Annotated in this window: 19 protein-coding genes and 2 pseudogenes; 6 read left to right on the top strand and 15 right to left on the bottom strand. The window is 49.1% G+C overall.

What is annotated here, in order from left to right; genetic code table 11:
* A pseudogene (locus tag ACY2VW_RS06320) lies at positions 1–191 on the bottom strand (extracellular solute-binding protein); the annotation flags it as partial.
* Positions 192–618: 427 nt separating this feature from the next.
* On the opposite strand from ACY2VW_RS06320, the pseudogene ACY2VW_RS06325 reads away from it, so the two are divergent.
* Positions 619–1,014 (top strand): annotated as a pseudogene (locus ACY2VW_RS06325) (IS110 family transposase); the annotation flags it as partial.
* Positions 1,015–1,366: 352 nt separating this feature from the next.
* On the opposite strand, the gene ACY2VW_RS06330 reads toward ACY2VW_RS06325, so the two are convergent.
* From ACY2VW_RS06330 to ACY2VW_RS06395, 14 genes are all read right to left on the bottom strand, one after another.
* The gene (locus ACY2VW_RS06330) at positions 1,367–2,731 is read right to left on the bottom strand and encodes a PFL family protein (RefSeq protein ID WP_055218854.1); all 1,365 of its coding nucleotides are present in this window, start codon (positions 2,729–2,731) and stop codon (positions 1,367–1,369) included.
* Between the two features lie 19 nt (positions 2,732–2,750).
* Positions 2,751–3,023 carry an ACT domain-containing protein gene (locus ACY2VW_RS06335; RefSeq protein ID WP_022462719.1) on the bottom strand — a complete coding sequence of 91 codons (273 nt, stop codon included), beginning with the start codon at positions 3,021–3,023 and terminating at the stop codon, positions 2,751–2,753.
* Positions 3,024–3,122: 99 nt separating this feature from the next.
* Complete coding sequence (locus ACY2VW_RS06340) at positions 3,123–3,920, bottom strand: MBL fold metallo-hydrolase (protein ID WP_461877457.1); 798 nt, start codon at positions 3,918–3,920, stop codon at positions 3,123–3,125.
* A complete protein-coding gene (coaE, locus tag ACY2VW_RS06345; protein ID WP_117510320.1) occupies positions 3,907–4,506 on the bottom strand; it encodes a dephospho-CoA kinase in 600 nt (199 codons plus the stop codon). Before coaE ends, ACY2VW_RS06340 begins: the two co-directional genes overlap by 14 nt.
* A gap of 32 nt (positions 4,507–4,538) precedes the next feature.
* A complete protein-coding gene (gene polA, locus ACY2VW_RS06350) occupies positions 4,539–7,214 on the bottom strand; it encodes a DNA polymerase I (RefSeq protein WP_461877459.1) in 2,676 nt (891 codons plus the stop codon).
* Complete coding sequence (locus ACY2VW_RS06355) at positions 7,211–7,570, bottom strand: zf-HC2 domain-containing protein (RefSeq protein WP_461877460.1); 360 nt, start codon at positions 7,568–7,570, stop codon at positions 7,211–7,213. Before ACY2VW_RS06355 ends, polA begins: the two co-directional genes overlap by 4 nt.
* Positions 7,571–7,734: 164 nt before the next feature.
* Positions 7,735–8,727, bottom strand: coding sequence for a 2-hydroxyacid dehydrogenase (locus tag ACY2VW_RS06360; protein ID WP_461874909.1), 993 nt, complete (start codon positions 8,725–8,727; stop codon positions 7,735–7,737).
* A gap of 149 nt (positions 8,728–8,876) precedes the next feature.
* The gene (locus tag ACY2VW_RS06365; protein WP_461877461.1) at positions 8,877–10,697 is read right to left on the bottom strand and encodes an ATP-dependent helicase; all 1,821 of its coding nucleotides are present in this window, start codon (positions 10,695–10,697) and stop codon (positions 8,877–8,879) included.
* Positions 10,694–12,145 (bottom strand): glutamate--tRNA ligase, encoded by a 1,452-nt coding sequence (gltX, locus tag ACY2VW_RS06370; protein ID WP_461877462.1) that lies wholly within the window; start codon positions 12,143–12,145, stop codon positions 10,694–10,696. Before gltX ends, ACY2VW_RS06365 begins: the two co-directional genes overlap by 4 nt.
* A 142-nt stretch (positions 12,146–12,287) precedes the next feature.
* Positions 12,288–12,521 carry an acyl carrier protein gene (acpP, locus tag ACY2VW_RS06375; RefSeq protein ID WP_119207903.1) on the bottom strand — a complete coding sequence of 78 codons (234 nt, stop codon included), beginning with the start codon at positions 12,519–12,521 and terminating at the stop codon, positions 12,288–12,290.
* A 98-nt stretch (positions 12,522–12,619) separates the two neighbouring features.
* On the bottom strand, positions 12,620–13,849 hold the full coding sequence (locus ACY2VW_RS06380) for an FtsW/RodA/SpoVE family cell cycle protein (protein ID WP_461877463.1): 1,230 nt from the start codon (positions 13,847–13,849) through the stop codon (positions 12,620–12,622).
* A 30-nt stretch (positions 13,850–13,879) separates the two neighbouring features.
* A complete protein-coding gene (locus ACY2VW_RS06385; protein WP_461877464.1) occupies positions 13,880–15,727 on the bottom strand; it encodes a glycerophosphodiester phosphodiesterase in 1,848 nt (615 codons plus the stop codon).
* 188 nt (positions 15,728–15,915) lie between these two features.
* Positions 15,916–17,028, bottom strand: a complete 1,113-nt coding sequence (locus ACY2VW_RS06390) for an N-acetylmuramoyl-L-alanine amidase (protein ID WP_461877465.1) — start codon at positions 17,026–17,028, stop codon at positions 15,916–15,918.
* Between the two features lie 62 nt (positions 17,029–17,090).
* On the bottom strand, positions 17,091–17,381 hold the full coding sequence (locus tag ACY2VW_RS06395; protein ID WP_461877467.1) for a phage holin family protein: 291 nt from the start codon (positions 17,379–17,381) through the stop codon (positions 17,091–17,093).
* A 136-nt stretch (positions 17,382–17,517) separates the two neighbouring features.
* On the opposite strand from ACY2VW_RS06395, the gene ACY2VW_RS06400 reads away from it, so the two are divergent.
* From ACY2VW_RS06400 to ACY2VW_RS06420, 5 genes are all read left to right on the top strand, one after another.
* Positions 17,518–17,679: a hypothetical protein gene (locus tag ACY2VW_RS06400; protein WP_461877468.1), complete on the top strand. Its 162-nt coding sequence runs from the start codon at positions 17,518–17,520 to the stop codon at positions 17,677–17,679.
* Between the two features lie 77 nt (positions 17,680–17,756).
* Positions 17,757–18,365: a manganese catalase family protein gene (locus tag ACY2VW_RS06405; RefSeq protein WP_461874940.1), complete on the top strand. Its 609-nt coding sequence runs from the start codon at positions 17,757–17,759 to the stop codon at positions 18,363–18,365.
* Positions 18,366–18,470: 105 nt separating this feature from the next.
* On the top strand, positions 18,471–18,761 hold the full coding sequence (locus ACY2VW_RS06410) for a hypothetical protein (RefSeq protein ID WP_461874917.1): 291 nt from the start codon (positions 18,471–18,473) through the stop codon (positions 18,759–18,761).
* Entirely contained in the window at positions 18,745–19,023 is a 279-nt protein-coding gene (locus ACY2VW_RS06415) for a DUF4160 domain-containing protein (protein ID WP_461874918.1), read from the top strand. Before ACY2VW_RS06410 ends, ACY2VW_RS06415 begins: the two co-directional genes overlap by 17 nt.
* Positions 19,024–19,191: 168 nt before the next feature.
* The gene (locus ACY2VW_RS06420) at positions 19,192–20,622 is read left to right on the top strand and encodes a recombinase family protein (RefSeq protein WP_461877469.1); all 1,431 of its coding nucleotides are present in this window, start codon (positions 19,192–19,194) and stop codon (positions 20,620–20,622) included.
* The last annotated feature ends 97 nt before the right edge of the window (positions 20,623–20,719 follow it).

Here is a 20,719-nt window from a genome sequence, read left to right on the forward strand (position 1 = left end):
TCACTGAGATCCAGCAGTTCCGGATCATAAAGGGAAAGTGTACAGATATCCGGCAGATCATTTTCCTCCAGTATTGTGTTCAGATACACCGTTGTATTTGCTCCGCTGTACGGAACTACTTCCAGTTCAATCTCCGGATAGGTTTTATGCACTTCTTCTATAAAGCTGTCCACATCCAGATATGGAGCCATAAAGGTAATTGCTTCGTGTTTCTTTGATGTTTCATCTGTGTTCCCACATCCTGTCAGTCCTGTTGCTGCTATACATGCCAAAACAAAACATACACTTTGTACTTTTTTGATTTTCATATTTATTTCCCGTCTTTCTGCGAAAGCCACCAATGCGCCATGAAACGTGTTGGTTACCTTCACTTTCTATTTTTGTTCCCTTCTGATATGATGGTTCCATAAGACTGACACACTACAGAACACGTGGAGGTGAGTGGCGGGGCTGTGTAGCGACAACCTCGCATATTTATATGTTGTCGGTCATCCGTTAAGGCATCAATGAGTGGCGCATAACTGTAGCCCGGAAACTTATCTCTTCCGAAGTCGACTCGATCTCGCCAGATGACCAGTCACTGTCCGTTTTATCATTATGCTATCAGGAGGTAGTTACTTGTCTTTTAAAATTTTTAAATTTAACTGCTGTGGACTTGATGTCCATAAAACATGGATTTATGCCTGTATCGGTATCACGGATTCCAATAATCGTACAGAGTATAAGCAGGCTCGCTTTTCTTCCTTTTCTAAAGGTTTGCATCAGCTGTGTGTCTGGCTTGCTAAATACAACTGTAACGATGTCTGTATGGAATCTACCGGCAAGTATTGGATCCCTGTTTTCAATATCTTAGAGCAACACAAAATCTGGGTTACTCTATCCCATCCGAAATACACCAAACCCATGAAAGGAAACAAGACCGACCGCAAAGATGCCAAATGGATCTGTGATCTATACATGTGCGGCATGGTGAAACCTTCTTTTATTCCACCTGCTGACATCAGAGAACTGCAAAAAACTGGTTTTATTATACTCTAATACTTTACTGTACACAAGAAAAACATTACCTTTTAGCGTTAAAAGGCAAAAAAAGAACAGCCGGTACATGGTAAACGTTGAAAACTGAGTACCTTTTTATCAGTTTCTATTTGTGCCATAAATCAAATAAAAGGTGTCCTTTTTGGTTGTTTATCCAGAAAAAACAGTAATTTTTCTTTCAATAAGGGAATTCCCCGTTCTGCTGGATGCGCTCTCGGCAAAACGGGGATATTATTTTCTAAAAGCGAAATCTCTGTGCGCAGATAGTAAAAAAAGCCGGCAGTGATCCTTTCCATTCAGGATCACTGCCGGCTTTTCAGCTTTCTCTTTAGTTTTTAAACGAATGAATCGGTGCCGGGATTCTTCCTGTTCTGTTGACGAATGCCTCGCAGGAGAAGTTGTTGACCGGCATGATCGGTGCATAGCCAAGAAGGCCGCCAAATTCTACGGTCTCGCCCACGCCTTTTCCGATGACCGGGATCAGGCGGACTGCCGTTGTTTTCTGGTTGACCATACCGATGGCAAGCTCATCTGCGATGATACCGGAGATGGTCGATGCTTTCGTGTCTCCCGGGATGGCGATCATGTCAAGGCCTACGGAGCAGACACAGGTCATTGCCTCGAGTTTTTCAATGGTCAGTGCGCCGTCGTTGACTGCGTTGATCATACCCTGGTCCTCAGAAACCGGGATGAACGCGCCGGAAAGGCCGCCGACATAGGAAGATGCCATTACACCGCCCTTTTTCACCTGATCGTTCAGAAGTGCCAGAGCCGCTGTTGTTCCCGGTGCGCCTGCGTGCTCAAGACCGATCTCCTCGAGGATATCTGCAACGGAATCTCCGATCGCCGGAGTCGGTGCCAGGGAAAGGTCGATGATTCCGAATGGAATGTTCAGTCGTTTGGAAGCCTCCTGTGCAACGAGCTGGCCGACACGCGTTACCTTAAATGCCGTCTTCTTGATCGTCTCGCAGAGTACCTCAAAGTTCTCGCCGCGTACTTTTTCCAGAGCATGTTTGACAACGCCAGGACCGGAAACGCCGACGTTGATGATGGCATCCGCCTCGGTTACGCCGTGGAAAGCGCCTGCCATGAACGGGTTGTCGTCCGGTGCATTGCAGAAAACAACGAGTTTTGCGCATCCAAGGCAGTTGTTCTCTTTGCTTGCCTCCGCCGTCTTCTTGATGATCTCACCCATCAGTTTGACAGCGTCCATGTTGATACCGGTTTTGGTGGAGCCAAGGTTGATGGAACTGCAGACAAAATCCGTCACTGCCAGTGCCTGCGGGATGGAACGGATCAGAAGCTCATCTGCTGTCGTCATGCCTTTGCTTACCAGAGCGGAGTAACCGCCGAGGAAATTGACGCCGACTTCTTTTGCCGCACGGTCGAGAGTCTGTGCAATCGTCACAAAATCCTCCGGGGTTCTGCAGGCTGCTGCGCCGACTAAGGCAATCGGGGTAACGGAAATTCTCTTGTTTACAATCGGAATACCGAACTCGCCCTCGATCTCCTCACCTACGGAAACCAGATTTCTGGCAGTCGTCGTGATTTTGTCGTAGATTTTGCGGTTCAGCTTGTCAAGATTGGAGTCAATACAGTCTAAAAGGCTGATTCCAAGGGTAATGGTACGAACGTCCAGATTCTCTTTTTCGATCATCTCGTTCGTTTCCTTTACTTCAAACAGATTTATCATGTCGTTTTTCTCCTTCGCTTTAGATACGGTGCATCATATTGAAAATATCTTCATGCTGGCAGCGGATAACAACGCCGATGGAACTTCCAAGCTCCTCCAGATCTTTTGCAAGCTCTGCGTTGGATTTCTCGCTCTTGGAGACGTCCGTTACCATCATCATGTTGAAATATCCCTGCACAATCGTCTGAGAAATGTCTTCGATGTTTACCTGGTTCTCTGCCAGATAATTACATACCTTTGCGATAATGCCCACGGTGTCCTTGCCTACGACAGTGATAATTGTCTTCTTCATGTTTCCATTCTCCTTTTTCTGGTTTTATGTCAAAGCCCCGGAAAAACCGGTAATGGCGGCCTTGCGAAAAACATGGTATGTAGCTCTAAAAATGTATGCTTAAACCTCAATTAATGGTGATACTTCGCTTCTTTTAGCGACAGCGAGATGAAAATCACCCGAGTGATACGGATTATCACCCGTTGTGACCTCACAGGCCACGGTTTCAAAGGCCAGCGCCTCGTAATTATTTTCCTTGCTCAGATGGCCGAGCAGCACTTCCTGCAGATTGTCGTGCAGAATCTCGCAGAGGAGATGGCCTGCCGCCAGGTTCGATAAATGGCCTTTCGCACCGGCGATCCGCTGTTTTAACGGATACGGATACGGTCCGACCGCAAGCATGTTCTCGTCGTGATTTGCCTCTAATAAAACGGCATCCAGCCCGGTCAGGTTCTGCACGGTGTAGTCACTGTACACGCCAAGATCTGTCGCGATCGCAATCGATTTCCCGCCGGATTCCATCCGGTAACCGACCGGCTCTGCCGCATCGTGGGAGATCCTAAACGGATGTACGGCGATATCGCCCAGCGTAAACGTGTCATCCGCGTAAATCGTGTGGAAAATCCCTTCCGGGAACTTTCCAAGACTCTTCGTCTGCTGCATCGCCTGAATTGTTCCATCCGTCGCGTAGATCGGAATACCGTACCGTCTTGCCAGAACACCGAGTCCCTGGATATGATCAGAATGCTCATGTGTTACGAGAATGCCGTCCAGCTCCTTCGCGCTTCGGTCAAGAACAGCCAGCCCGGCCTCCACGCGCTTTCCGCTGATGCCCGCATCGATCAGAAGGCTTGTGGTCTCGCTTCCCGCGAAAATGCAGTTTCCGCTCGAACCACTTGCAATACTACAAAGTTTCATATTTTTTCATCCTATGGTCTAACTGTTTTTTTGTTTCCTCAAAATCGCCGCTGTTGTCGATTTCAAAATCGCAGTGGCTGCTGAATTCATCCTCGGAGAGCTGATTTGCCATGATTTCGCGTACTTTCTTCTCGGAATAGCCGCGTCCTTCGATCAACCGCTCCTTCCGGACTTCTTCATCTGCATAAATATACCACAGTTCATCACAAATTTCATCATATTTTTCTTCGATTAAGAGTGCGGCCTCCACAAAGACGTATTCCGTCCCTGCTTTTTCCGCGGCGGCAATGGCTTTTTTGATATACCGTTTTACCGCCGGATGAACGATCGCATTCAGGGCTTTTAACTTTTCTTCATCCTGAAAAACGATCTCGGCAATCCGTTTCCGGTCAAGTTCGCCGGTCTCTGTGGTGATCTGTCTGCCGAACAGCTTCACAATCTCTCCATAGCATTCGCCGCCCGGCAGCATCACAAGGTAACCTGCCTCGTCCGCCTGGATCACCGTTGCATCATAATTCTGTCCAAGATACGTGAGCACCTCGCTTTTTCCGGCACCCACGCCGCCTGTAATTCCAAAAACTTTCATTCTTTTGTATCCTTTCCGGTACAAACTGCTTGTTACTTAGCCTCGTACCAGTTCTTTCCTGTATGCATATCGATCTCGAGTTTGACGGCCAGATGTGCAGCTCCTGTCATCTCCTCCTCGAGGATCTGTTCTGCCTTTTCGAGCTCGTCTTCCGGCACTTCCAGCAGCAGCTCATCGTGTACCTGAAGAAGAAGTCTTGTTTTTAACTGCTCCTCTTTCAGCCGTTTCGCCACACGGATCATCGCTATTTTAATAATATCCGCCGCCGTTCCCTGGATCGGCGCATTCATCGCGACGCGCTCGCCGAATGACCGCTGCATAAAGTTGCTCGATTTCAGCTCCGGCATTGGCCGTCTGCGTCCGAACATCGTCACGGAGTAGCCTTTCTCTTTGGCATCCTCCACACAGCGGTTCAGGAACTCATGGATGCCCGGATACGTCTCGAAATACTGCTGGATATAGGCCTCTGCCTCTTTCCGGCTGATACCGAGATCCTGTCCGAGTCCGAACGAGCTGATGCCATAGACAATTCCGAAGTTGACCGCCTTGGCATTTCTTCTCTGCAGCGGTGTTACCTCTTCAAGCGGCACATGGAACACTTTCGATGCCGTCATGCGGTGGATATCCTCCGCCTCGCGGTATGCTTCAATCAGATTTTCATCGCCCGACATATGAGCCAGCACGCGGAGCTCGATCTGGGAATAGTCGGCATCCAGAAAGACACAGCCAGGCTTTGGCACGAAGGCTTTCCGGATCAGACGGCCAAGCTCCATCCGCACCGGAATGTTCTGCAGATTCGGGTCGGTACTGCTGATGCGGCCGGTCGCAGTGATGGTCTGGTTAAAGGTCGAGTGGATTCTTCCGTCTTTTCCGATCACGGCCTGCAGACCGTCGGCGTACGTCGATTTCAGTTTTGCAAGCTGACGGTACTCCAGAATATCGGCAACGAGTTTGTGATCCGGTGCGAGCTTTTCGAGTACATCTGCGGCGGTGGAATAACCCGTCTTGGTCTTTTTGCCGCCTGGAAGCTGCAGCTTTTCAAACAGAATCACACCGAGCTGTTTCGGGGAATTGATATTGAACTCCTCACCGGCCTCCTCGTAGATCTGTGCTTCCAGCTCTCCGATCCGCTCGGCCAGCTCGGCTCCGTAGACAGAAAGCGCTTCTTTTTCTACGGCGATTCCCTCCGTTTCCATCTGACGGAGCGTAAACACCAGCGGAATCTCCACATTCCGGTACAGATCCCACATGCCCTGCTCCTTCAGCAGCTTTTCCATGTTTTCCTGTGCCGCAAACACGGCATATGCCTGATGGCCCGCATAGGACTCCTGCTGTTCCGGCGTCATCTTTCCTGCAGCCGGAATTTTACTTCCGCCGAAGATCTCTTCCACTGCCGGCACGTAGCGGTGTACGTACTCTTTTACAATATCATCGTACGAATACTGTGATTTCAATGGATTTAATAAATACGCGGCAATTCCGGCATCAAACAGATGGGCTTCGTCTGCGTCCGGCACATCCTTCAGAAACTCTTTTCCGTCCATGACACAGAAAACCGGAATCTGTTTCTGCAGTTCGGCCAGCTTTTCTTTTAAATAATCGCCGGTCAGGAAGCCTTCTGCCGGGAAGTAGACGACGTCCGGCTCTCCACTTCCGTACGCAACTGCCATACCGACAAGAGAACGGCTCCGGTCTGCCATCGGTCCGTCCTTCGGGGTTTCTTCTGTAAGAAGAGCGGCACCTGCCTTCTTCTCCTTCGCGATGTTTCCAAAGAGTTCTTCTGCCTCGGAAAAATCCGTTACGGTGCGCAGAAAGACGGCATCCTCTGGTTCTGCATTCGTCTCCTCGAAGCGGCCCAGCAGGTTTTTAAACTCCAGACGTTTGAACATCTCATACGCTTTTGGCGTATAAAAATTCGAGAGCGCCGCTTTTTCACGGTCGAGCTCCACCGGCGCGTCGGTATCAATCGTTGCAAGTTTTTTGCTTAATTCCGCCAGATCATAATGATCGCGCATCGCCTCTTTTGCCTTGTTCGGTTTGATCTCCTCGAAATGTTCATGCGCATTTTCCAGCGTCTCATACTGCAGCAGGATTTTTGTCGCCGTCTTCTCACCGACGCCCGGAAGTCCCGGGATATTGTCTGCGGTATCGCCCATCAGTGCTTTCAGATCGATGATCTGCTTCGGGAGAAGACTGTATTTTTCCAGCACCTCTGCCGTGTGGTAATTTTCGATCGTCGTCACACGCTTCACGGTCTTTGGAATCCGGATCAGAATGTGGTCCGTTGCAAGCTGCAGCAGGTCGCGGTCACCCGATACAATCGTAACTTCCATCCCCTCCGCCTCGCATTTGCGGCCGAGTGTTCCGAGGATGTCATCTGCCTCATAGCCCTCTTTGGTGACGATTTCAATGTCCATCGCCGCGAGCACTTCCTGGATCACCGGGACCTGTTCACGCAGCTCCTGCGGCATCGGCTTTCTCGTTCCCTTGTACTGGTCATACATCTTGTGGCGGAATGTCGGTGCATGGAGGTCAAATGCCACGGCGAGGTACTGCGGCTGCTCCTCATCGAGAATTTTGAACAGAATGTTCAGGAATCCATATACGGCGTTCGTGTGCAGGCCTTCTGCATTGGACAGATCCGGTACGCCGTAAAAAGCCCGGTTCAGAATACTGTGTCCGTCCAGTAATACGATTTTATCACTCATAATAATCCTTTCAGCCAGGGTAATTCTATCACTTCAAAATAGTGCAGAGCCAGGAGTATCAGAAACAGAACGAGAATCAGCATCAGCACCCGGAAAAACGTATCTTTATAGCGGCGGTGTCTCGCTTCTTCCTCTTTTTTCTCCAGATCGCATTCCAGAAGTCCTGTCAGATTGTAGGAATCGGGCGCGTCATCCTCGAAATATGCCATCGCACGGTTCACAATAAAATATGTCTCCAGTTCCTCGTGGCATGTATGGCATTTCCGGATATGGGAAATAAACGGTTCCATCTCTTTCTCCGGCATATTTCCCTGCACGTATGGCTGTATTAATTTTTCTGCTTCTTTACAGTCCATAAAATCCTGCTCTCCTTTTGTATCCGGCCAGTGTTTTTCTCTGACCGTTTTTTTCTGCTATCTACCATCATACACTATTTTCTCATAATTTAAAAGAGACAACCCGCCGAAAATGGGTTGTCTCTTGTTCTCTTATAAGATAACTGTTTTCTAGTGGATCTCCATTATGCACGGACAATGTTCGGAGTCTCTTTTCCTGCCTCGAAATCCAGTGCATTCTGCAGTGTGGTCTCTGCAATCGCACGCAGTGCTTCCTCGGTGAAGAATCCCTGATGGGAAGTGATCATAACGTTCGGGAAGGACAGGAGACGTGCTGTGGTGGAGTGCTCCAGAATCTCATCGGAACGGTCCTCGAATACGTTCGGGGTCTCCTCCTCGTATACGTCAAGGCCGACGCCGAAGAATTTTCTTGCACGGATTCCCTCGATCAGATCGTCTGTCTTTACCAGACCTCCGCGGGACGTATTGACCAGAATCACGCCGTCTTTCATCTTTTTGATGCTCTCGCGGTTGATCATATGGTATGTGCTGTCCATCAGCGGGCAGTGCAGGGAGATCAGATCACTCTCGGCCAGCAGTTCATCGAGAGTTACATACGTAACGAAATCTTTTAAGGATTCGTTCTGGTATACATCGTATGCGATAACTTTCATGCCGAAGCCGCGGCAGATTCTCGCCATGGCTGCACCGATTTTTCCGGTTCCGACGATTCCGGCGGTCTTCTGATAGAAGTTGAATCCCATCAGTCCGCCAAGGCTGAAGTCGTTTTCTCTTACCTTTGTATATGCTTTATGCATGTGGCGGTTGACCGTCATGGCCAGTGTCATCGCATGCTCAGCTACAGCCTCCGGGGAGTAACCCGGTACACGGCGCACATCAATGCCATATTTTGCAGCTGTCTTTAAATCTACGTTGTTGAAGCCTGCGCAGCGCATCAGGATCAGCTTGACGCCTGCCTCATGCAGTGCTTCTACGGTTTTTGTTCCGACATCGGAGTTTACGAAGGCGCATACAGCATCGTAGCCCTTTGCCAGGGAAGCGGTTCTTGCAGCAAGGCCGGTTTTTAAATACTCCACTTCAATTTCCGGAAACTGCTCTTTTGTTCGGTCGAAAGATTCTCTGTCGTAGTTCTGGGTATCGTAAAATAAAATTTTCATAATGATTTCCTCCTCACTTTGCGGTTGTTTTATTGTTCCCGCTTACAGGTATTACTATACTTTATTGTTAAAACTTTGTCAATGTTTTATTTGTTAAAATTTTATCAATTAGAAAATTTATTTTTGCCGATTTGCACAACGCTTACGATTTACGATATCACCTCGTCCAGAAACCGGGACGGCTCGACTTTCTTTTCAAACCGCTCCTCAACATAGCAGAGGGTCAGCTCCTTCCGGGCGCGCGTCATTCCGACGTAGAACATCCGCCTCTCCTCCTCGATCGCCTCCGCAAGGACTGCTTTCTGGTACGGCATTACGCCCTCGTTGACATCGAGAAGATAGACTTTGTCGTACTCAAGGCCCTTGACGCTGTGCAGTGTAGAAACGGTGACTCCTTCCGCACTCTCTGCCCTCTGCTTCTGTTTTTCCTTCATCTTCTGCTGATATTCTTCAATATGCGCAAACCAGCCCTCGATGCTTTTCTGGCTCTTTGCCGCCTCCTGCAGCTCGTCCAGAACGGAAATCAGATCGTCCTCTTTCAGATGGCGGTATGCAGCATATTCCTTCACATACTGTTCATAGCCGATCGCATAGCGGATGTAATTGACCGCGCCGAACGGCGATAAATGCGTCAGCGTCGTGATATCCTGCTCCAGTTTACAGATCCGCTGGCACATCCAGTCTTTTTCTTCGTAATATTCCAGAAGTGCATCGAACGAAACGACCGCCTCCTCAAACGCATCCCGCGACAGATAACGGTTCGGCCGGTTGGCAATCTTTAAGAACTCACCGCGTTTGCGGCTTCCCATCGCAAGATTCAGATACGTCAGCAGATCTTTGGCAATCCAGTGGTCGTAGAGATCCGGCAGGGCATCCCGCATCTGGAACGGGATCTGCGCTTCCATCAGCTCTTCTACTGCGGTACGGCAGCCAAGATTCGTACGGAACAACAGCGCCATCTCCTCATACGGACAGCCGTTTTTCTCCGCCTCCCGCAGCTCCTCTGCAACGGCGCGCATCTCCTCCCGCGGGTTCTTGTATCCCCGGATCGCAACCGGAGCACCTTTCTCGTTGTCGGTGGAAATTGCCTTTTCATACCGCTTTTTGTTGTGGTGGATCAGGCATTGGGACCGCTTCACGATAAATTCCGTACTACGGTAATTTTTATCGAGCACTACCTGCGCCGCGCCCGGGTAATCCTTCGGAAAATTCAGCATGATCTCCGGCTTTGCCCCGCGGAACTGGTAAATCGACTGGTCATCATCCCCGACAATAAAGAGGTTATTTTCCGGCAGAGCCAGCATCCGCACAATCTCATACTGCACGGGGCTGATGTCCTGAAACTCATCAATCAAAATATACTGGAATTTCTGCTGCCAGGCGCAGAGGACCTCCGGCCGCTCCAGAAAGAGACGTTTGCACTGCACCATCAGATCATCGAAATCGAGCTTTTTGTTCTCTTTCCGCCATTTTTCATACGCCTCATAGATTTCCCGGAACTTTTCCTGCGGCATGCAGGCGGAATAGTAATGTTCGAGCGGGATCTGATTGTTCTTCACGGTACTGATTTCGCGCGCCAGATTTTCCTCGAGATCTTCTTCCTCCAGGTCTCTGGCATAATGGTTGACCAGCTCGCGCATCAGCCGCTTTTTCTCTTCCTCGCTTAGAATATTGTTGCCGGACATACGGTAGGTATGGCGCAGGATCGCGTAGAATACCCCGTGGAACGTTCCAAAGGTGACCTGGGTACTCGCTTTCCCTGCCGCCTTCAAATACCGCTCTTTCATCTCTTTTGCCGCCGCACGCGTAAACGTTACGACAAGAATACGAAAGGCGGAAATGCCGCTTGCTGTAAGCTGACAGGTCCGCCCCGTAATCACCGCGGTTTTCCCCGACCCCGGTCCGGCAAGGACCATCATGGGGCCGGTGGTATGCATCACCGCTTTTTTTTGTGAATCATTATATATCATTTGGATAATTTCTCAATCGCTTTGTCGATGCGGGCAAGAGACTCCTCTTTTCCCAGAACCTCAAGGATTTCCGTTGCGCCGGCCGGTGTCATCTGTTTTCCGGAAAGGGCGGTACGGATCGGCCACATGATATAACCGGTCTTGTATCCTTTTTCTTTTCCGAATGCGCTGAGCATCTCAAAGAGAGCATCATTGCTGAAATCTTCCTGTGCTGCCAGCAGCGGTTTTACTTCCTGCAGAAGTGCAAGGGAAGTCTCCTCGTTTGTCTTCATCTTTTTGTGGGTGTACATTGAAGCGTCGTACTCCGGAACTTCCTCGAAGAAGTCAATGAGGTCTGCGATATCCGGAAATACTTCGATTCTTGTTTTTACCATGGCTGCGATTTTCTTGAAATCGAGCGGACGGTGGATCGTCTTCTGGATGTACGGAAGCGCCATCTCGTAGAACTTCTCGTCGTCCATTGCCTTCATGTACTCGCCGTTCATCCAGCGGAGTTTTGTCATATCGAAAACGGCCGGTGATTTGCTGATGTGGTGGTAATCGAAGATTTTCACCAGCTCCTCGAGAGAATAGATCTCGCGGTTTCCTTCCGGACTCCAGCCAAGAAGGGCTACGAAGTTGACAATGGCATCTTTTAAGAAGCCCTGATCGATCAGGTCTTCATAAGAAGAATGGCCGCAGCGTTTGGACAGCTTCTGATGCTCCTCGTTGGTGATCAGCGGACAGTGTACGTAAACCGGAACTTCCCAGCCAAATGCCTCGTAAATACGGTTGTATTTCGGGGATGAGGACAGATACTCATTACCGCGGACAACGTGGGTTACACCCATCAGATGGTCGTCGATGACGTTTGCGAAGTTGTAGGTCGGATATCCGTCGGATTTGATCAGGATCAGGTCCTCCAGCTCCTCGTTGTTTACGGTGATGTCTCCGTAGATCTCATCATGGAAAGTGGTTGTTCCTTCGGTCGGCATATTGAAACGGATGACGTACGGTTTGCCGGCTGCCAGATTGGCCTCTACTTCCTCTTTGGAAAGACCAAGGCAGTGTTTGTCGTAGATGGAGATTTCTTTTCCGCCTACGTTACGTCTGCACTGGCTCAGGCGCTCTGCATCGCAGAAGCAGTAATAGGCATCACCCTGCTCTACCAGCTGTTTTGCGTATTTCAGGTACAGGCCTGCTGCATTACGCTCGCTCTGTACGTACGGGCCGCAGCCGCCGTCTTTGTCCGGTCCCTCGTCGTGTACCAGACCGGTCTCTTTTAAGGTGCGGTAGATGATATCAAGTGCGCCTTCCTGGAAACGCTCCTGGTCGGTGTCCTCGATGCGGAGCATAAAAGTTCCGTCATCGTGTTTTGCGATCAGATACGCATACAGGGCAGTACGCAGGTTTCCTACATGCATCCGGCCTGTCGGGCTCGGTGCAAATCTTGTTTTTACATTGCTCATTTTTCTTTTCTCCTGATTTCTGCTTTTTCTGGAACAATCCTTTTGTCTGTTCCCTTCCACCATTTATTTAGAATGGAAAACAGCCCGGCGTTTCTTCCGAGCTGTACCATCCTTCCACTTTTGCCAGCGGCAATGCTCTTTTTCAGACCTCTACGCCGTGCTGTTTCATATATTCCATAAAGTCGCCGACGGTAGAAAGGTCTGTCAGTTCGTCGGTGTCGATTTCAATTCCGTACTCGTCTTCTAATGCCATAACCATCTCGTAGAGATCCAGGGAATCTGCTCCCAGATCATCTTTAAAAGAGGTATCTTCGTTGATGCTGTCTGCATCACAGTTGAGCTGTTCTACTAAAATTTCTTTTATCTTTTCTAACATTGTTCTGCTCCTTCCTGCCTCTACCCGGCAGCCAGTATTTCTTTCGAAAAAAGTGTATCTGTTATTCCGGCATTTGTCAATAGATTTTTCTACTTTTACTATTCTTCCGCCGGTGCCTCTCCTTCTCCGCTCTTTCCCTCCTGGAACACAATAAAGCGGGAGACGCACAGGGCAATGCCGATTTCCGTCAGGATAAAGAGCACCGATGTTCCTCCGTAACTGATAAACGGAAGGGTAATTCCCGTTGCCGGCATCAGCTTCAGAACGACGCACAGGTTCAGAATAACCTGAATGGAAATATGTGCAAAAACGCCGCTCACCATCAGCATTCCATACGCGTCCGGCGCATTCTGTGCAACCACAAACAGGCGGTACAGCAGGTAGCCAAACAGCAGCAATACAAGAAGCGCGCCAAATATTCCAAGCTCCTCGCAGATGATCGAGAAGATCATATCGTTCTGTGCTTCCGGAATTGTTGTGATCTTCTGCGTACTGTTGCCAAGTCCTTTTCCGAGAAATCCACCGGAGCCAATCGCATAAAGTCCCTGCAGAATCTGATAGCTGCCTCCGGAAAGCCATTCATAGATACGGTTCGACCGGAAGTCACCGCCTATTCTTTCAAAGATCTGCAGATTATTTTTTAAAATGATAATCGCAAGAACGCCAATTACCGCCGCGCCCGGAATCACACGCGCATAAAATTTTACCTCCGGGTCCGCCAGAAACAAAATGACGCAGGCGATGAGTCCCAGAATAATGGCGGTACTCAGGTTGTCCGTCAGAATCCACGCAGCCAGCGCCTGCAGCACGCCAAGTCCAAGGACAATCGCTTTGGCGCGGCTGGTACGCATATTTTTTCCCATCTTCAGGATAATGTATGGCAAATACAGAATCAGCCCCAGCTTTCCAATCTCCGCAGGCTGAAGACTGACACCGCCGATCCGGAGCCATCTTCTCGCCCCGTAGGCTTCATAACCAAGCGGCGTAAACCTTACCGCCGCCATCAGAAGGAGACTTCCCCAGTATACCAGTGCTGCAATCCGCTGGAACCATACACTATGATAATCTACAAACTTCGACAATATCACAATCCCCACCAGAACAATAGCAGAAAGCCCCGCCTGATGCGTGAAATAATACATATCATTTCCTTTGAATGTGCTGGCCGCCTCGTAGGCGCTCGCGCTGTACAGCATAATCAGTCCGAAGCTGACCAGCAAAATAGTGCAGGCCAGCAGGTTATAATCATAAAAATCCGAAGGAAGTTTTTTCTTCCTCTTTTTCTTCTTTTCTTTCTTCTGGGATGGCATGTTTACTTTCTCTGCCATGAAGTTTCCACCTCCATTGTTTTACTCCATTTATTTCAGTGCGTAGCCAAGCAGGCTGACAAAGCCCGGATTTCGGTCGGTCGTTCCAAGGATAACCTTACGCACCAGCTCCGGATCGTCCGTGATAATGTTGTCCACGCCGCAGTTGACCATCCGCTGCATATCTCCCTGATAATTCAGCGTCCAGGCACAGACTTCTTTACCAAGACTGTGCGCATGCTCTACAAAGCTTTCTGTGATATACGTATATTTTACAGAAAAGAAGTCCGCCGCGTCCATATCCTCCAGGCCTCCGTACGACATTTTCATCGTATACCCGGTCTTGATATCCGGATTGATTTTCTTTGCCTGCCTGAGGAAATTGTAGTTCATGGAAGTCAGCACACACTGATCCACAAAGTCATTGTCCTCGATGATTTTCACCACTTTTTTGACAATATTCTGGTTGTGGCCGTTGTATTTTACTTCGATATTCAGGTTGATTTTTCCTTTCGCGTACGCGATGACTTCTTCCAGCTTCGGAATCTGCTCGCCGCGGAATTTTTTGTTGAATCGTACACCGGCATCGAGCTGGCTGATCTCGTCGTAGGTCAGGGTCCAGATGCTGGCATTCAGACCGGTTGTCCGCTTCAGGTTCGTGTCGTGCAGAAGGACAATCTCTCCATCACTCGTCTCCTGTACATCGATCTCCGCGTAATCCGACATGCTGTCCACTGCATATTTGATCGCGCTCATCGTATTTTCCGGTGCTTTTCTGGCTCCGCCCCGGTGCGCTGACACCGAAATATACTGGGAGGAAGCCGTTGCCTCTGCACGTGTTGCGCGCATGGCATATACAAGATAAACCGTTTCTCCTGCCAGCATGGTGATCGTGAGAACCACCGCCGTTACCGGACCGCAGAAGGTGCGTACCAGCTTCGAGCGCGGCTTTTTCGTTGTCCGGCTCTTCTGGTAGCCCTTTCGGGAGGAACGGATAAAAATCAGATACAGATACGTAATGCTTCCGACAAGGCCGAACGCTCCGCCGATCAGGCTCATCGTCGATTTGACCCAGTCACCGTAGACGATGACGGTACTGACAACGGTAGACGGCGTTTTCACCAGCTTTGCATAGGCAACGACAGCCGTTCCGAAAATCAGATACAGAACCCACGTAATCAGAAAAATCATCACCTGGAAGGAGACGTTGATGCCAAGCTCGCGCAGAACGCGTTTTTCCAGTGTCTGGCGCACCCGCAGATGGGTATTTTTCTCTTTTTCCGTCATCATGCACCGGAACGGGATGGTGTAGGAAAACACAAACGAGAACACGACAAGCAGAACCGTCAGCACCACCGGGATCCAGTATGCCGGGAAGGCATTGAAAATCTTCGTCAGGGAAACCTGAAGCAGTTTCATACTGCGGATGGCGCTGTAGCTGCTGTGCAGCCAGAGGTACGGGAAGCTCGCTGCCATGTAGAAAAACCAGGTCCACGGGCGGGCGCGCACAAACTGTGCGGCTCCTCTTCCGCCGGCAAGCATCATGACAGGAACGGAAATCCGTTTTCGTTTCCAGGAGGCCTCCAGAGCCGCCATGACAGCATAGATTTCAAACAGCATACAGAAAAAGAAGACAAGCAGAATTCCGAAAATCAGCAGAAGGGTCAGCGGATGCAGCATGATCTTGTTGAAGTTTTCTGATGTCATATAACTCGTTCCCAGCTGTTTTAAGGAAAAGTTGATCGCCGCATTGGCGAGTCTTGAAACGAGCTGGCTGGAAAACAGGCGGTAGACCGTCTCAAATATCACGATGCTAAGCAGGTTTTTCTGCAAAAGTTTCCATGCCATATTCAGATAAATTCGTATCATTCCTGCATTTTTTACTGCCTTTTTTCTCATCTGCTGTTGTTCTCTCCTGTCAGCCGCAATTCCCCCCGATGAATCTGTATGCAAAAATTACCTTTATTTTTTCTCTTTTGTATTTTACATTTGACACTTCGAGTCTTTTTTGAAGCTCTTTTTCTTTCTGTTCATTCTAAACTATCTTTCAGTATAACACAAAACCGGGTCTTTGAGTATTCTTTTTTCTATTTCTGGTTGCACCACTTCTGCAGTTTTTTTACCATGGCGGATGGGCTGCTTACTGTGCCGTCGATCGGCGTGCCGAGTTTTTTCTGCCAGGCGCGGATTGTCTGCGGACCAATATAGCCGTCCATGCCGGCCGATGCCCATTTCTGCATTTCTTTTACAAGTGCCGATCCGCCTTTTGGCGTATTGTCCCACTCGGCGGCTGTGATGCCATCGCAGAATTTCCGGTTGGCAGCCAGCTGATTGCTGATTTTTCCGTCCTGCGGCGTGCCGAAAAGTTCCTGCAGACGGCGCGTCAGACTTTCACCCCATATTCCGTCCTCTGCGACTGTCTTTCCGGATGACTTTGCTGTCTCTGCCGATTTTTCTTTTGCGGGACCGGCATAACGGCAATACGCTGTATGGCAGTTGATCCAGCCTGCCCCTGAGAGAAGCCGTCCCCAGCTTGTGTTCTGGATTTCCGTCACCGTGTAGCTTCCCTGATCCCGGATCGTTCCGGCAATCCTGCTGTCCGCATCCGGTGCCTGACGGATGTTGAGGGCCGCTGCCTGCACCTGATAGATCCCGGGCGCATACGTTTTTCCTGTTCCGCTGCCTGCTGTTCCCGTTCCTGTGCTCCCTGCACCGCTTCCGATCATCCGCTTCATGCGGTCCCAGTCACCGCGGTTCATGATCTGGCTCGGACAGTATTTGCTGCAGATGTCATAATGACGGTAGACTCTTTCCAGCGGAATCCCCGTCTCCCGCATGATCTCCCGCACCAGTGCCGCAGTGTTCTCAAATGCTTTTTCATAATTATACCCGGCCTGCACACACATCTCCACGCCGATGCTGTTCTTGTTGCCGTACTGCTGAAACAGATTTTTTCCGCCGTAATTAATACCGATATGCCAGCACCCCCGGCTGTGCGGCGCCGCCTGGTAGGCCGTGTCACCGTCATCAACGTAATAGTGCGCGGAAATGTTCTGGAAATTCCCGTCATGCTGTGCTCTCGCATGTGCCCGCGCATCGGCACCTGCTGCAAAGTTGTCGGTGTTGTGGACTACGATACATTCGGGATTGTTTTCCGCATACGTATTCTGATTGCCAAGATATGACCGATCAATTCTCACATTCTCCCCTTTCTGCCGGTTCAGACTGCTCCGGCATAACACAGATTTTTTTGAAGCGCCGTTCATTCCGGCTTATGAATCTGTTTGATAATCTGATTCACATAATTGCTCAGCCCCGCCACCAGAATTCCCTGCGTGACCGCCGTAAAAACCGCCATCGCCCCCTCCTTCGCCGTCTCAATCTCACTCGTCGCCATCACCCAAACCGCACACAGCACCATGCTGACGCCGCCTAAGATCAGCGGAATGTACTTATTCTTCACCGCCTGCGCCTGCCGCAGAGCAACACCGAAAAAATACAGCACGAACGCAACGACGATGAGTTCGGGCTTTACATAATTCATTGCTTCCATGGAACATCCTTTCTGACTGTTCTGTTTTTGAAAGTCTTTTTTCTATATTATGATGGGACGGCGTTCTACGATCAGGTGTTTTCAGAATCGCATTTTGATCACATTGTACATATAGTGATAAAGAGGTGATCTTTTTATGAAGGAAATTGTATTCGTTACGCGAATTATATTGGAAGAAACCCAATACACTTCTGATGAATTAGGCAAGGAAAAAACCTCGGAAATCGTTCTGCAGCGAATAGAGTCTGCTATGGAATCGATCGGATACAACTCGGAAAGGAAACTAAGTGAACAGTAACAACTCGTATTCTCCTTTACAAGACACTCTGCTTTTAGTATACTAAGTACATCTCAAATAAAACAAATCCCGTTCTAATTAAAACAAGGGGAATTCATTATTATCTGGTATTACATTCCGGTGGACCGGATGGAGAGATGGGCGCATCCATGCGGTATCTCTCTCAGCGTTTCACAGCACCGAACCGAATTGTAGCGGGGGTGTTGAATGATGTTGGTACCGAGGAATTAGCTCATCTCGAAATGGTATCCACGATCGTTCATCAGCTTACCTGTAATCTTTCGCTGGAAGAAATTCAGAATTCCGGTTTTGCTAATTACTATGTAGACCACACAGCCGGAATCTGGCCACAGGCGGCCGGCGGAGTCCCGTTTAATTCCTGCGAATTTCAGTCGAAAGGCGATCCGTTAACAGATCTGTTCGAAGATCTCGCTGCAGAACAGAAAGCCCGGTCAACGTACGACAACATCCTTCGCTTGGTAAAAGATCCGGAGGTAGCTGATCCGATTCGTTTCCTGCGAGCACGTGAGGTTGTGCATTTCCAACGTTTTGGTGAAGCACTGCGCTCTGTTCAGGATGAGTTGAACTCGAAAAACTTCTACGCGTTTAACCCGTCGTTTGACTCAAAAACATTCTGTTCTGCGCCGCAGCCGACATCGAATCAGGAAAATTGCTGCACCAGATAACACTGAGAAGTTTCTACTGCTTTTCATAAATCCCACTCGTTTTCTCCACGGGTGGGATTTTTCTTACCGTGTATATGCCGCACTAATACAGAAAGGACACTCATCATGTTATATCCATTTTTAACCCTTAATGATAATACTGAAATTGTTCATTCCGGAACTCTTCAAAAAGACGGAAAGGAACAGGTCGAAGTCAGGATTGAAAAGCCTGTTTATGGCGGATTTCACTCTGCCACATGCTGGCTTCCTGATTATAAATGGGAAAATATAGACGGCTTTTCCGAAGAAGAATTAAGCTATTTTCAGGATTACCTCGCATCCGTAGCACATATCATTATGCAGCTTGCCCGCGAGGGTGGATTTGAAGGAGGGAATGAAGATGCCTCAAGTTTTTAAAATCGGCGGATACGTCGTATATTTCTGGGTAAACGAAAATAATCCTCTCGAACCTGTACATGTTCATGTCTGTAAGGGCGTTCCATCCCCTACTGCCACAAAAATCTGGATTACCAGAAACGGAAAATGTCTGTTATGCCATAACAAATCCAAAATCCCTTCCAAACAGCTCCGGTTTATTATGCAGACGGTCGAGGCACGAAGCAAAGATATCCTTGATCTCTGGTATGCTACTTTCCGGCAGATTACGTTCTATTGTTAAAACAATAGATGAGTCCTCTATTTACAGATTAAAATTGGATTCCGCCGTCTTTTAAGGAATAATTGTATATGTTCAAAAATAAATTGTATCACTTAAAGAACACCAATTCATTAGTTTTCTGCCTGTTTTGGTGTTTTTCTTATGTTCTTAATGGAAGAATGTGATATTATGCCAGCACTAAAAAATGGTGCTCTCTACATCCGCGTCAGCACCGCAGACCAGACAGAGCTTTCCCCTGATGCCCAGCAGCGCCTGCTCCTGGACTATGCCAGGAAGAATGCCATTGTAATCAGCAAAGAGTTCATCTTTGAGGAATCGGTTTCCGGCCGACACGCGGAACAGAGGCCAAAATTTCAGGCGATGATCGCCCTTGCAAAACAGGAATCTCACCCAATTGATGTGATTCTCGTCTGGAAATACAGTCGCTTCGCACGTAATCAGGAGGAATCCATCGTTTACAAATCATTGTTAAAAAAAAGTAATGTGGATGTGATCAGTATTTCCGAGCCGCTGATCGACGGTCCATTCGGTACATTGATCGAGCGTATCATCGAATGGATGGATGAATACTACTCCATCCGTCTCTCCGGCGAAGTTTTGCGCGGTATGAAGGAAAAAGCACTGCAGCACGGTTATCAAACAACGCCCTGCCTGGGATACCATGCCGCAGGCGGCGGCAAGCCGTTCGTAATTGACGAAACGGAATATCAAATCGTCAAATACATCATGGACCAGTATGACTTCGAGCATCTCGATCCAACAGCAATTGCCCGAAAGTGCAACGATCTTGGATACCACACCCGGCGTGGAAGTCTTATGGAGCGCCGCTCGATCGAGCGCATACTGCGCAATCCGTTTTATGCCGGTACTGTGGTCTGGAATGGGGTCTCTTTCGAGGGCACACATGAAACACGGCTGGATCCTGCACGTTATCAGGAACGAATCAAACGCATGGATGCCCGCAGACGCGCACCGAAAAGCCGCAGTCCATCCACCTGCCGCCATTGGCTGTCCGGACTTTTAAAATGCCCAATATGCGGCGCAACGATGACTGTAACGGCCGGAAATACATCCTGCCCATACTTTCAATGCTGGAAATATGCCAAAGGGTTCCATAAGGGTTCTAACTCGATCACGGTTGCAAAAGCTGAGCGCACCGTCTATCGCTATTTTGACGATACCCTCACCGGTACGGACTTCTCTTTCACCGTCCGCAACCGAAAACAGGATCCGGAAGACGACGAAACCATCCAGCGGCTGCAGCAGGCCCTGGACCATCTGGCCGTCCGTGAGTCCCGCGTGAAAATGGCTTTCGAAAATGGGATTGATACGCTGGAGGAATACGGCGCCAATAAAAAAAGGCTCGCCGAAGAACGGCAGAGCCTGCAGGAAGAACTGGACCGCGTGCTTACGCCCGCCGCCCCGCCGGAAACAATCTCGAAAGAAGATTTCCGGGAAGAAATAAAAAATATTAATGATATTCTGAAAAATCCAGAGGAACCGGCCGAGAAAAAGGGCCTTCTGCTCCGTTCCATCGTGGATCGTATTGTCTATGAAAAAGCTTCGGGAACCATGTATTTCGACTTTTTCGTCTCCTGATTTACACTTCTAAAGTCTGCAAAGCCGCATAAACACTGGATTTTTCCGTATCATCTGGTACGGAAATCCGGTGCCCATATTAGTTATTATCTGGTAT

It is taken from the genome of Fusicatenibacter sp., assembly GCF_977045365.1.

Excerpts from the sequence above, each read along its gene's own strand:
- coaE (WP_117510320.1), bottom strand. The coding sequence starts at position 4,506 with ATGAAAGTTTTTGGAATTACAGGCGGCGTGGGTGCCGGAAAAAGCGAG.
- ACY2VW_RS06385 (WP_461877464.1), bottom strand. The coding sequence starts at position 15,727 with ATGAGAAAAAAGGCAGTAAAAAATGCAGGAATGATACGAATTTATCTG.
- ACY2VW_RS06355 (WP_461877460.1), bottom strand. The coding sequence starts at position 7,570 with ATGGACTGTAAAGAAGCAGAAAAATTAATACAGCCATACGTGCAGGGA.
- ACY2VW_RS06410 (WP_461874917.1), top strand. The coding sequence starts at position 18,471 with ATGTTATATCCATTTTTAACCCTTAATGATAATACTGAAATTGTTCAT.
- ACY2VW_RS06415 (WP_461874918.1), top strand. The coding sequence starts at position 18,745 with ATGCCTCAAGTTTTTAAAATCGGCGGATACGTCGTATATTTCTGGGTA.
- acpP (WP_119207903.1), bottom strand. The coding sequence starts at position 12,521 with ATGTTAGAAAAGATAAAAGAAATTTTAGTAGAACAGCTCAACTGTGAT.
- polA (WP_461877459.1), bottom strand. The coding sequence starts at position 7,214 with ATGAGTGATAAAATCGTATTACTGGACGGACACAGTATTCTGAACCGG.
- ACY2VW_RS06395 (WP_461877467.1), bottom strand. The coding sequence starts at position 17,381 with ATGGAAGCAATGAATTATGTAAAGCCCGAACTCATCGTCGTTGCGTTC.
- ACY2VW_RS06420 (WP_461877469.1), top strand. The coding sequence starts at position 19,192 with ATGCCAGCACTAAAAAATGGTGCTCTCTACATCCGCGTCAGCACCGCA.
- gltX (WP_461877462.1), bottom strand. The coding sequence starts at position 12,145 with ATGAGCAATGTAAAAACAAGATTTGCACCGAGCCCGACAGGCCGGATG.
- ACY2VW_RS06330 (WP_055218854.1), bottom strand. The coding sequence starts at position 2,731 with ATGATAAATCTGTTTGAAGTAAAGGAAACGAACGAGATGATCGAAAAA.
- ACY2VW_RS06335 (WP_022462719.1), bottom strand. The coding sequence starts at position 3,023 with ATGAAGAAGACAATTATCACTGTCGTAGGCAAGGACACCGTGGGCATT.
- ACY2VW_RS06360 (WP_461874909.1), bottom strand. The coding sequence starts at position 8,727 with ATGAAAATTTTATTTTACGATACCCAGAACTACGACAGAGAATCTTTC.
- ACY2VW_RS06380 (WP_461877463.1), bottom strand. The coding sequence starts at position 13,849 with ATGGCAGAGAAAGTAAACATGCCATCCCAGAAGAAAGAAAAGAAGAAA.
- ACY2VW_RS06365 (WP_461877461.1), bottom strand. The coding sequence starts at position 10,697 with ATGATATATAATGATTCACAAAAAAAAGCGGTGATGCATACCACCGGC.
- ACY2VW_RS06400 (WP_461877468.1), top strand. The coding sequence starts at position 17,518 with ATGAAGGAAATTGTATTCGTTACGCGAATTATATTGGAAGAAACCCAA.
- ACY2VW_RS06340 (WP_461877457.1), bottom strand. The coding sequence starts at position 3,920 with ATGAAACTTTGTAGTATTGCAAGTGGTTCGAGCGGAAACTGCATTTTC.